The sequence below is a fragment of the Stutzerimonas zhaodongensis genome, from assembly GCF_003696365.1.
Taxonomy (GTDB): Bacteria; Pseudomonadota; Gammaproteobacteria; order Pseudomonadales; family Pseudomonadaceae; genus Stutzerimonas; species Stutzerimonas zhaodongensis.
The window spans coordinates 96083-107612 of the sequence record NZ_RFFM01000007.1 but is presented as its reverse complement, the minus strand read 5'-3'; the positions used below and the strand labels follow the sequence as shown (position 1 = coordinate 107612).

At 56.0% G+C, this 11530-nt stretch carries 15 protein-coding genes; 4 read left to right on the top strand and 11 right to left on the bottom strand.

Annotated features, from left to right (window positions below):
- Nucleotides 1-78 precede the first annotated feature (78 nt).
- Together EA797_RS19615 and EA797_RS19610 are read left to right on the top strand one after the other, a co-directional pair.
- Nucleotides 79-672 carry a phosphoheptose isomerase gene (locus EA797_RS19615; protein ID WP_122168331.1) on the top strand — a complete coding sequence of 198 codons (594 nt, stop codon included), beginning with the start codon at nt 79-81 and terminating at the stop codon, nt 670-672.
- Nucleotides 669-1247 carry a BON domain-containing protein gene (locus tag EA797_RS19610; RefSeq protein ID WP_122168329.1) on the top strand — a complete coding sequence of 193 codons (579 nt, stop codon included), beginning with the start codon at nt 669-671 and terminating at the stop codon, nt 1245-1247. Before EA797_RS19615 ends, EA797_RS19610 begins: the two co-directional genes overlap by 4 nt.
- A gap of 61 nt (nt 1248-1308) precedes the next feature.
- Here EA797_RS19610 and EA797_RS19605 read toward each other — a convergent pair whose 3' ends face one another.
- From EA797_RS19605 to rplM, 7 genes are all read right to left on the bottom strand, one after another.
- Nucleotides 1309-1719: a ClpXP protease specificity-enhancing factor gene (locus EA797_RS19605; RefSeq protein ID WP_122168327.1), complete on the bottom strand. Its 411-nt coding sequence runs from the start codon at nt 1717-1719 to the stop codon at nt 1309-1311.
- Nucleotides 1720-1731: 12 nt separating this feature from the next.
- Nucleotides 1732-2349, bottom strand: coding sequence for a glutathione S-transferase N-terminal domain-containing protein (locus EA797_RS19600; RefSeq protein WP_122168325.1), 618 nt, complete (start codon nt 2347-2349; stop codon nt 1732-1734).
- 88 nt (nt 2350-2437) lie between these two features.
- Nucleotides 2438-3247: a cytochrome c1 gene (locus EA797_RS19595; RefSeq protein WP_122168323.1), complete on the bottom strand. Its 810-nt coding sequence runs from the start codon at nt 3245-3247 to the stop codon at nt 2438-2440.
- Complete coding sequence (locus tag EA797_RS19590; RefSeq protein ID WP_122168321.1) at nt 3247-4458, bottom strand: cytochrome b; 1212 nt, start codon at nt 4456-4458, stop codon at nt 3247-3249. The genes EA797_RS19595 and EA797_RS19590 overlap by 1 nt, the downstream gene beginning before the upstream one ends.
- Nucleotides 4458-5051, bottom strand: coding sequence for a ubiquinol-cytochrome c reductase iron-sulfur subunit (gene petA / locus EA797_RS19585; RefSeq protein ID WP_122168319.1), 594 nt, complete (start codon nt 5049-5051; stop codon nt 4458-4460). Before petA ends, EA797_RS19590 begins: the two co-directional genes overlap by 1 nt.
- A 252-nt stretch (nt 5052-5303) precedes the next feature.
- A complete protein-coding gene (rpsI, locus tag EA797_RS19580; protein ID WP_122168317.1) occupies nt 5304-5696 on the bottom strand; it encodes a 30S ribosomal protein S9 in 393 nt (130 codons plus the stop codon).
- Nucleotides 5697-5710: 14 nt separating this feature from the next.
- Complete coding sequence (gene rplM, locus EA797_RS19575; protein ID WP_019342644.1) at nt 5711-6139, bottom strand: 50S ribosomal protein L13; 429 nt, start codon at nt 6137-6139, stop codon at nt 5711-5713.
- 379 nt (nt 6140-6518) lie between these two features.
- Here rplM and EA797_RS19570 point away from each other — a divergent pair, with 379 nt between their 5' ends.
- Together EA797_RS19570 and EA797_RS19565 are read left to right on the top strand one after the other, a co-directional pair.
- On the top strand, nt 6519-7556 hold the full coding sequence (locus EA797_RS19570) for an NADP(H)-dependent aldo-keto reductase (RefSeq protein ID WP_122168315.1): 1038 nt from the start codon (nt 6519-6521) through the stop codon (nt 7554-7556).
- Nucleotides 7557-7631: 75 nt separating this feature from the next.
- A complete protein-coding gene (locus EA797_RS19565; protein WP_122168313.1) occupies nt 7632-8324 on the top strand; it encodes an energy-coupling factor ABC transporter permease in 693 nt (230 codons plus the stop codon).
- Nucleotides 8325-8336: 12 nt separating this feature from the next.
- On the opposite strand, the gene yacG is transcribed toward EA797_RS19565, so the two are convergent.
- The 4 genes from yacG to EA797_RS19545 form a co-directional block, all read right to left on the bottom strand.
- Nucleotides 8337-8534: a DNA gyrase inhibitor YacG gene (yacG, locus tag EA797_RS19560; protein ID WP_122168311.1), complete on the bottom strand. Its 198-nt coding sequence runs from the start codon at nt 8532-8534 to the stop codon at nt 8337-8339.
- Complete coding sequence (gene coaE / locus EA797_RS19555; RefSeq protein WP_122168309.1) at nt 8531-9139, bottom strand: dephospho-CoA kinase; 609 nt, start codon at nt 9137-9139, stop codon at nt 8531-8533. Before coaE ends, yacG begins: the two co-directional genes overlap by 4 nt.
- A 304-nt stretch (nt 9140-9443) precedes the next feature.
- Entirely contained in the window at nt 9444-10310 is an 867-nt protein-coding gene (locus tag EA797_RS19550; protein ID WP_122168307.1) for a prepilin peptidase, read from the bottom strand.
- A gap of 2 nt (nt 10311-10312) precedes the next feature.
- Entirely contained in the window at nt 10313-11530 is a 1218-nt protein-coding gene (locus EA797_RS19545) for a type II secretion system F family protein (protein WP_122168305.1), read from the bottom strand.

Here is an 11530-nt window from a genome sequence, read left to right as displayed (position 1 = left end):
GTGAGCTCCGCATCAAACTAAAGATTCCTTACGGCATGGGCATGCGCCCAGCCCGTCACCAGAAGGTTTTCTAATTCGATGGACATGCAATCCCGTATACGCCAGTTATTCCAAGCCAGCATCGAGACCAAGCAGAATGCGATCGACGTATTAGCCCCCAGCATCGAGCAGGCTGGCCAGGCCATGGTCAATGCACTGCTTAGTGAGGGCAAAATCCTGACGTGCGGCAACGGAGGATCGGCTGGAGATGCTCAGCACTTTTCTTCGGAGCTACTGAACCGTTTCGAACGGGAACGCCCCAGCCTGCCCGCGATCGCTCTGACTACGGATAGCTCGACGCTGACATCGATTGCCAATGACTACAGCTATAACGAGGTCTTTTCCAAGCAAATTCGCGCTCTTGGCCAGCCCGGCGACGTGCTGCTGGCGATTTCTACCAGTGGTAATTCCGCCAACGTCATTCAGGCCATACAGGCTGCACATGACCGGGAGATGGTCGTGGTAGCCCTAACCGGCCGAGACGGCGGCGGTATGGCGTCACTACTCCTGCCCGAAGACGTAGAGATCCGCGTGCCGGCGAAGGTGACCGCGCGAATACAGGAGGTGCACTTGCTGGCCATTCATTGCCTGTGTGATCTGATCGACAATCAACTGTTTGGGAGCGAAGAATGAATTCGGTTCGACTGCACGCACTCACGCTTGCTCTGTGCCTGGCCGCCACCGGTTGCAGCTCGGTTTTGACCGCCACTCGTGACGACCCGATAAACGACAATCGCGGGACACGTACCATCGGCAGCACGATCGATGACTCACTGATCGAGACAAAGGCGGCGGTGAACATCGCCAAAGCGCACCCAGACCTCGACAAAGGTTCACACGTTGTTGTCGCCAGCTATAACGGAGTGGTGCTGCTGGCGGGCCAGACACCTCGCGAAGAGCTGAAGCAAGCAGCCGAACAGGCAGCCAGCTCTGTGCAGCGAGTCAAGCGCGTGCACAACGAGATCCAGGTTCTGAGACCGTCTTCTGCATTGGCTCGCAGTAACGATTCTTGGTTGACGACCAAGATCAAGGCACAAATGCTCTCGGACGCGAGCGTGCCCGGGTCGCGCATTAAGGTCATCACTGAAAATGGGATTGTTTATCTGCTCGGCCTTGTCAGCCGCCAGGAAGGCAATCGTGCAACAAGCGTTGTACAAGGCGTCTCAGGGGTGCAGCGGATCGTTAAGCTGTTCGAATATATCGATTGAATTCTGGAACTTGGCGGCCACCCATACTGAATGGCCGCCAGGCCGAGCTTCGCTATCTCTACTACTTAACGACTTTCAAACTCGGTCGCCCGGCAGAAGGTGGGCGAGACGACGGTCCTGACTCAGCAGAATCATCCGATGACGACCCGTCGTCCGGCGGCGTGGGCTCGGCCTCGAATACCATGCCTTGCCCGTTCTCACGAGCGTAGATTGCCATAACGGCTGCGGCCGGGACGTGCAAACTGTGAGGCACCCCGCCAAACCTGCCCTCGAAACTGACCGCCTGGTGATCCATATCCAGGTTACGCACCGCGCTCGGCGCCACGTTCAGCACGATCTGACCGTCGCTAGCAAAACCCTCGGGCACCCGAACGCCAGGATGTTCGGTATTAACCAGGAGGTGGGGCGTGCAGTCGTTGTCGACTATCCACTCGTATAACGCCCGAACCAGATAAGGACGGCTTGATGTCATGTACGGCCTCTCTTAGCGCATACCGCGCTCAACGGCGGATAAACTGACCTGGAAGGCCTCCCGAGCAAAATTGATCTCCATGTAGTCGAGCAGCGGCTTGGCCGCCCGTGGTAGCTCAACACCGAGTTTGGGTAAACGCCACAGGATAGGCAACAGGCAACAGTCCACAAGACTGATCTCATCACTCATGAAGAACGGCTTCTCGGAAAAAATAGGGGAAACGCCTGTAAGACTTTCGCGAAGCTCCTTTCGCGCCTGTGCCCTCGATGCGTCGGCAGTACGGCGATCAGCAATCTTGTCAACGAGGCTGCACCAATCCCGCTGCACCCTGTGCACCAAAAGACGCGTGTTCGCCCTAGCCACAGGGTAGACCGGTAACAATGGCGGATGAGGATACCGCTCCTCGAGATACTCGGTGATCACATTCGGCTCGTAGAGTGCTAGGTCTCGATCAACCAGCGTAGGCACGCTCGCGTAGGGATTCACCTCGGTCAATTTGATTGGGCAATGCGCCGCATCGACGTCGATGATCTCGACATTGACGCCCTTCTCGGCAAGCACGTAACGCACACGATGAGAATAGTGGTCGGCGGGATCGGAATAGCAGGCCAGCCGATTGGTAGCGGCCATAGGGTCCCTCCTCATTGGAATTATGGAATGGCAGAAAAAAACGCGCGCCCATTAGGGCGCGCGAAGGGTAACGCAAAACAGCGAAGGATCAGTGCACGTCTTTCCAGTATTCCCGCTTGAGGAGATAAGCAAATACAAAGAAGAACGCCAGGAACAACAACACATAAGTACCGATGCGTTGACTTTCAAGTTTGACCGGGTTGGCCGAGTAAGCAAGGAAAGTCACCAGGTTCTTGATCTTCTCGTCGTACTCAGCTTCGCTCAGTTCACCAGTGCCTGCGACGACCGTCATGACGCTGCAATCTTCATGAGTGATTGGCGTGCCGGTCAGCGGATCGAACTGCTTACGACCATCTTCTACAACCTGAACCTGCTTACAAGCAACCGACTCGCCCTCAGGCAGCTTGCTTGGCAGCACCTGACGGCCCTGCAGCGGCGCCAGAACATGAGGCATACCAACGTTAGGGAAGACGGTGTTGTTCACGCCATAAGGTCGCGTTGGATCCTCGTAGAAGCTGCGCATATAGGAGTACAACCAATCGTTCCCACGCACCCGGGCCACAAGTGTTAGGTCTGGCGGCGCTGCGCCGAACCAGCCCTTGGCATCATCAGGCTTCATACCAATCTTCATGTGATCACCAATTTTGGCATCACTGAAGACGATGTTATCGAGCATGACTTCTTCCGGAATACCCAGATCGGTCGCGACACGCTCGTAACGCTGGTACTGCGCGCTGTGACAACCCATGCAGTAGTTCGCGAATGTCTTCAGGCCATCTTGCAACGCCACCTTATCGGTCAAATCAATGTCGACCTTATCAAGGTGAACGCCACCACCAGCGGCAAACCCGAACGCTGGCACCAGCGCAAGAATCAATGCAGCAAATTGCTTTTTCATCAGCCATCCACCCTTTGCGGAACTACTTTGGTCTTCTCGAGCTTGGTGTAGAACGGCATCAGGATGAAGTAACCGAAGTAGATAGCAGTACAGATCCGAGATACCAACGTGCGCTCAGGTGTAGGAGAAAGCACGCCAAGCACGCCAAGGATGACGAAGGAAATACAGAACAGCACCAGAGCAATTTTGCTCATCCAGCCTTTATAGCGCATGGATTTGACCGGACTGCGATCAAGCCAAGGCAGCACGAAGAGAACAGCGATCGCCGCTCCCATTGCGATAACACCTAGCAGCTTGTCAGGTACAGCACGCAGGATTGCGTAGTAAGGCGTGAAATACCAAACCGGCGCGATGTGCTCAGGTGTCTTGAAGGCGTTAGCTGCTTCGAAGTTCGGCTTCTCGAGGAAATACCCTCCCATCTCTGGGAAGAAGAACACGATGGCGCAGAACACGAACAGGAACACCACTACCCCGACAATATCCTTGACCGTGTAATACGGATGGAACGGGATACCATCAAGCGGTACGCCAGCCTCGTTCTTGGTTTTCTTGATGTCGACGCCCATCGGGTTGTTCGAGCCAACCTCGTGCAACGCCAGGATGTGGAGCACCACCAGACCAAGAATTACGATTGGCAGCGCGATGACGTGCAGAGCAAAGAAGCGGTTGAGAGTGATACCCGAGATCAGGTAGTCACCACGAATCCACTGGGTCAGATCGGCACCGATGACCGGGATAGCACCAAACAGAGAAATGATCACCTGAGCGCCCCAATAGGACATCTGTCCCCAAGGCAACAGGTACCCCATGAAGGCTTCGGCCATCAGCGCAAGGTAGATCATCATGCCGAAGATCCACACAAGTTCCCGAGGCTTCTGGTACGAACCGTACAGAATGCCGCGGAACATGTGCAGATAGACTACGACGAAAAACGCCGAGGCGCCGGTGGAGTGCAGATAGCGGATTATCCAGCCGTACTCAACGTCGCGCATGATGTATTCGACGGAAGCGAATGCACCCTCTGCCGAAGGTTCGAAACTCATCGTCAGCCAGATGCCGGTAAGGATCTGGTTAACCAGCACCAACAGCGCCAGTGAGCCGAAGAAGTAAAGAACGTTGAAGTTCTTCGGTGCGTAATACTTGCTTAGATGGTCTTCCCACATCTTGGTCGCGGGGAAACGCGCATCGACCCATTCCATGAACTTGCTCATCACGCGTTCTCCTGATCCACGCCGATGACGACCAAAGAGTCGGTCTCGTACGAATGAGGGGGAACCGGCAGGTTCAAGGGAGCAGGCTGCCCCTTGTAGACGCGGCCAGCCATGTCATATTTCGAACCATGGCAAGGGCAGAAATAACCCCCGAGCCATTCGGCCCCAAGATCGGGCGCCGCAACTTCAGGTCGGAAGGACGGAGCGCACCCGAGATGGGTGCAGAGGCCCACCACGATCAGCACTTCGGGCTTGATCGAGCGAACCGATGGATCCACGTAGGTAGGCTGTTCGGACGCTTCGGATTTGGGGTCAGCTACCGCATCGGTCAGCTTCCCCAAATTAGCCAGCGTCTCCTCGGTACGACGCACAATGAACACCGGCTGACCGCGCCATTCGGCAACCATCTGCTGGCCCGGCTCGATCTTGCTGATATTTACCTTAACCGGTGCACCGGCTGCCTTGGCCTTGGCACTCGGGAACCACGATCCCACAAACGGGACCGCGGCACCCACCGCTCCTGCAGCACCTACTACCGAAGTAGCGGCTACCAGGAAGCGACGCCGGCCAGCATTCACGCCGTCATTGCTCATTCAGTCGTCTCCCATCAGTTTCTTATGGCCCACCGAAGGCAGGCGTCTACTACGCAAAAATCAGCCGCGAAAAATTCGCCAAATGGTAAAGAAAACCCCCTCGCATGACAAGGTAATAACCAGATACAACCCATCGCCAACCCGCGAAAAGCGGGACTCTTCGGACGCGACATGCTGTCGCATGGATAATATTTCGCCCATAAAAAAACGCCCAGCTTCGTATAAAGCTGGGCGTTTTTTTGAGAAGCGGTATTAGCGCTTCGAGTACTGCGGACGCTTACGCGCTTTACGCAGACCGACCTTCTTACGTTCAACTTCGCGAGCGTCGCGAGTAACGAAGCCAGCCTTACGCAGAGCAGGACGCAGAGATTCGTCATAGTCCATCAGTGCGCGGGTGATACCGTGACGGATCGCACCGGCTTGACCACTCACACCACCACCCAGAACAGTAACGTAGATGTCGAACTTCTCGACGGTCTCAGTCAGTTCAAGAGGCTGACGAACCACCATCCGAGCGGTTTCACGCCCGAAAAAGTTATCCAGTTCGCGGTTGTTGATGGAGATCTTGCCAGTACCCGGACGCAGAAAAACGCGCGCGGTTGCAGTCTTGCGACGGCCAGTGCCGTAGTTTTGAGTCGCCGACATAATGAACTATTCCGTTAAATCTTCAGTTCTTGGGGCTGCTGAGCGGTGTGAGGATGGTTAGCACCCTTATACACCTTCAGCTTACGGTACATGTCGCGACCCAGCGGATTCTTAGGCAGCATGCCCTTGACCGCGGTCTCGATCACACGCTCTGGCGCCTTGGCGATCAGCTTTTCAAAGTTGATCGACTTGATGCCACCCGGGAAACCGGAGTGAGAGTAGTACATCTTGTCGGTGGTCTTTGCACCGGTAACACGCACTTGCTCGGCGTTGATAACGACGATGTAATCACCGGTATCGACGTGAGGGGTGTATTCCGCCTTGTGCTTGCCACGCAGGCGGCTAGCGATTTCGGTTGCCAGACGACCCAGGGTCTGGCCGGCAGCGTCGACGACGAACCAGTCGCGCTTGACGGTTTCCGGTTTAGCAGTAAAAGTCTTCATTCGTTATAGCCTCAGGGGCCGCCCTGAAAATAAGACGGCGAATCTTACTGAATGGTGCTCGCCCTGGCAAGGCCAGGACAGCCGGAAACAGACGCTATCGGGGGCTCGGGTCAGCGCGTCCGCTACGGCAGTGTTCGGTAGGCTAGGCATCCCCTACCTTGTTTTTGCGTCAGCGGGCTAGGCATCCCCGGCGACAGGCTGCGGAATTATCCGGATTACGCGCGAAATAGCAAGCACGTTCGATAGGCTTATGGACTAAGCCCCAGTTTTATTTCCACACTTCACGCGCCAGATGGGTCAGACCCGCTTAATCGCAACGAAACTTCTAGGCTGACGGGGCAATCCGATCCAGCAAACCTACAGACACAAGGACTACCGCATGGAAATGCGCCAGCTTGGCCGCACCGAATTGAATGTCAGCTCGCTTTGTCTCGGCACCATGACATGGGGCGAGCAAAACGATCAGGATCAGGCTTTCGCGCAGCTTGACCGGGCCAGAGCAGCCGGGATCAACTTCGTTGACACCGCGGAAATGTACCCAGTGCCTCCCCGCGCAGAAACCTATGCGACAACGGAGCGGTACCTGGGAAATTATTTCAAAGCCAGAGGTAACCGCACCGACTGGATCCTGGCCAGCAAAGTTGCCGGGCCCGGCAACGGCATCACCCACATTCGCGACGGCCAGTTGAAGATGAATCGTCAGCACATCGTTGCCGCGCTGGATGCCAGCCTGCAACGCCTTCAGACTGACTGGATAGACCTGTACCAGCTGCACTGGCCGGAGCGCAGTACCAATTTTTTTGGAAAGCTCGGCTATCGCCACCAGGACCAAGAGTTCACGCCAATCGAGGAGACCCTCGAGGTCCTGGATGAGCAAGTGAAGGCCGGAAAGATTCGCCATATCGGCCTGTCGAACGAAACCCCCTGGGGCACCATGAAGTTTCTGCAACTCGCGGAATCCCGAGGCTGGCCGCGAGCCGTTTCGATTCAGAACCCCTACAACCTTCTAAATCGCACGTTCGAGGTTGGTCTTGCCGAAATCGCCACTCGAGAACAGTGCGGGCTGCTGGCTTATTCACCATTGGCCTTCGGCGTGCTTACCGGTAAGTACGAACAAGGGACCCGGCCTGCCGGAGCACGTATCACACTGTTCAGTCGCTTTGCACGGTACGCCAATGCACAAGCTCAAGCGGCCTGCTCCCGCTACGTGGCCCTTGCCCGTCAGCACGGGCTGGACCCGGCCCAGATGGCATTGGCTTACGTAACGCAGCAACCCTTCGTCACCAGCAACATCATCGGGGCGACCTCGCTGGAGCAACTGGAAAGCAACCTAGCCAGCACCGAACTCCGACTGTCACCCGAAATACTTGAAGCCATCGAGACAATCCATACAGAGCAGCCTAACCCTGCCCCCTGAAACGAGATAGAGCCTTAACATGAGCTGAAATAAGCGTACCGCCATCACCAACGACCAAATCAGGAAGCCCACGGGATGATCGCCGCCGAATTGCTCGCACCGACCAGCCTAGTGGCGGGCTGGCTGCTGTATGGAGCCGTCCTGATTTTGGCGGCTGCCCGAGCCCCCTGGGTCGAGCTATTCAGCGACACCCGGCGGCAGCATCTGCTATCCGGCGCGATGCTGGCGATCTTCTTGCTTTGGCTGGTGCGTCGAGATTTCGACTCCGGACTGTCCTTCCATTTCATCGGCCTGACCGCCGTGACGCTTCTACTGGACTGGCCTCTGGCGATGCTCGCAGCTTTCATCGCCCAGCTGGGGCTAACTGTAACAGGCCATCAGCAATTAGCCGCCCTGGGCATGAACGGTGTGCTGCTGGTGCTGATACCCGTTACGGTTACGGAGATATGCGCAATCGCAGTTGAGCGAACTCAACCGCGCAACCTCTTCGTCTACATATTTTTTTCGGGGTTCTTTGCCGCAGGGCTGACAGCCCTGTGCTGCATTCTGGCAGGGCTAGGGGTTCTTTTGATCGATGGCCTTTACGAAATGCCGCCCTGGTTAGACGATTTTGCCGGCTACATTTGGCTTGTGATGTTTCCAGAAGCCTTCATCAACGGAACCGTCGTGAGCGCTCTGGTCGTTTTCTATCCTGACTGGATGGAGACCTTCAATCGCACCCGCTACCTGCAAGCGCCCTGGAAAGACGATGGCGACAAGCAGGCATAACAGCTGTCGACTTCAATGAGCACGGGGCGGAACGTCATCGGAAAAGAGATCATCCTCAGGTTCGCTCCCAGGAATCGCATGCTCTTCAGATGCCCAAGCGCCGAGATCGATGAGTTTGCAACGCTCTGAGCAAAATGGTCTGCTCGGGCTTTTCACGCTCCATTCAACAGGCGCGCCACAGGTGGGGCATTCAACAACTGTATTACTCATTCCTGACCTCCTCGTAGCGTCAGATAGAAATTATGTAACCGCTCAACTTCCTGCCTCAGCCATGCCAGATCGCGATCATTAACCAGCACGTCGTCCGCGTGCCGCAGGCGCTCCTCGCGGCTGGCTTGAGCACTGAGAATGGCACGAATCTGCGCTTCGCTGGTTTGGTCTCGGCTAACGGCTCGTTGCACCTGAAGCGCCTCGGGAACATCGACTACCAGCACCCTATCCACCTGACGGTGTTGGCCGGACTCCACCAACAAAGGCGAAACCATTATCGCGTAGGCCGACTCGCCGAGCGCGAGCTTTGCAAGGGCTTCCTGCCGGATCAATGGATGAAGAAGCTGCTCGAGCCACTTACGCTGCGCAGGGTCCTGAAAGATAAGCTCACGCATGACAGTCCTGTCCAAACCACCGCCAGGAGTGAGGACGCCCTCCCCGAATCGCTCAGCGATCGCGGCCAATGCCGGTTTGCCTGGCTCGACAACCCAGCGCGCGACATGATCCACATCGACCCAATGGACCCCAAGCTTGGCGAACTCCGCAACCACAGCGCTTTTGCCGCTGCCAATACCGCCAGTCAAACCAAGCACCCAAGGCTTCATCAACTATCGTCCAAGCCAATAAATGACGCGCAGTAGTAACGCCTGCCGGGCGAGGATGCAAGGGAGCGGTGGAAACTGGCACTCGGAGCGGCCATTAGCTGTTGCGGGTAGAGCTGTTAGCTATGGATATAGCTTCGACTTGAAGTAAGCACTGCAGGAAAGCGGCTCGATCTTGGCAATTCGCATAGGTAGTGTGTATCAGCAACGCGGTGTCGTGACCTAGGCTTTTCAAGTGGAAGCGCTTCAGCACTTTATGGGCAGGCCGCTGCCGAGAAGCAATTAGCCTACCAAAGACGACACATTGTCAGAGCCTGGCGAACTGAAGATAGCCTGAAGTGATTTGGTCACCCCATATCAACGCGATCCAGCCAGCAATTGCCAGATAAGGTCCGAAGGGGATGGCTGTCCCACTTTCTGCCTTCTGTACCCGTAGCATGATAGTGCCCAGCACAGCGCCGACGACAGACGAGAGCAGAATCGTCAGCGGCAGAACCTGCCAGCCCCCCCATGCTCCAAGCATCGCCAGGAGTTTGAAATCTCCGTACCCCATACCCTCTTTGCCAGTAACAAGCTTGAACAGCCAGTACACCGACCACAGGCTGAGATACCCCGCGACAGCACCCCAGACTGCATCTGAAAGCGACGCGAATAACCCGAAGGAGTTAGCAATCAAACCCAGCCACAGCAGCGGCAGTACCAAAGAGTCCGGCAGCAACTGATGATCGATATCGATCATGCTCATCGATAGCAAGCCCCAGGTCAGCAACAGCATCCCTCCGGCTTGCAAGGTAAAACCGAAGTGCCATGCAACGTACGCGGACAAAAACCCACAGAACAGCTCAACCGTGGGATAGCGTTTACTGATAGGTGCCCGGCACGAGGAGCACTTGCCTCGCAGCGCCAGCCAGCTCACAACCGGTATGTTCTCCCATGGCCGGATTTCGTGATCACAGTGTGGGCAATGGGAGTTGGGGAGAATCAGATTGAACCTTGTCGCCGACTCGGCAGGCAACTCCAGAAACTCACGCGCCTGAACGCGCCAGTCTCGCTGCATCATGATCGGCAAGCGGTGAATCACCACGTTCAGGAAACTGCCGACGAGCAGGCCAAGCACCAGCGTACATAAAACAAAGGCCAGCGTGTTGCTGGCCAAAAACGTCACCACATCCATTATTAAACGACTGCCCCAAGCTGGAAGATCGGCAGGTACATCGCGATGATCAGGCCACCTACCAGAACACCCAGAACCGCCATGATCATCGGCTCCATCAAAGCTGTGAGCCCGTCAACCATGTTGTCCACTTCCTCTTCATAGAAGGTCGCAACTTTCGCCAGCATCTCATCCAGCGAACCCGACTCCTCGCCAATGGCAGTCATCTGGATAGCCATGCTCGGAAATGTGCCGGTCGTACGCATTGAAAAATTCAACTGCATACCGCTGGACACGTCGCTCTTGACCTTCATCGTGGCGTTGCGAAACACCACATTACCCGTAGCACCCGCAACCGAGTCCAAAGCATCAACAAGTGGTACGCCGGCTGCGAAGGTTGTCGCCAAAGTTCGGGCGAAACGCGCCACTGCCGACTTGTAGAGGATGTCACCGACAATAGGCATCTTGAGCAGCAACCGATCAAACCAGTTGCGAAACCGTTCGGATTTGCCATGTGCCGTCTTGAAGGCGTAAGCAGCGCCAACCATGGCGAGCAACACCAGATGCCACCATGCCTGCAGTGCTTCAGATATACCAATCACAAACAATGTAAACGCAGGGAGTTCCGCGCCGAAGTTGGCGAAGACATCCTGGAACTGCGGAACCACCTTTATCAGCAGAATCGCCGATACGATGATGGCAACCAAGACCACTGCGATCGGGTAGTTCATTGCTTTCTTGATCTTGGCCTTTAGCGCCTCGGTCTTTTCCTTGTAGGTCGCGACACGATCCAGCAGGGTTTCCAGAGAACCAGATTGCTCACCGGAATCGACCAGGTTGCAATACAGATCGTCAAAGTACTTAGGCTGTTTACGCAGCGCGCTGGCGAAACTGTTACCCGCTGCGACATCCTGCTTTAGGTCGTCCACCAGCTTGCGCATATTCGGATTGTCGAAGCCCTCTCCGATGATCTCGAACGACTGCAGCAGTGGCACTCCGGCCTTCATCATGGTCGCCATCTGCCGGGTGAACAGGGCGATGTCCATCGGCTTGATTTTTTTGCCGGCGCCGAACAGCGATGCTGATTTCTTGCGCACCTTTTGCGGGTTAACGCCCTGCTTACGAAGCTGGGCCTTAACCAGTGCTGGGCTGACGCCGCTTAGCTCGCCCTTGATCTTTGCCCCCTGCCTGTTGGTCCCTTCCCAGGTGAACACACTGGTCTTTATCGCTTTCTGCGCCAT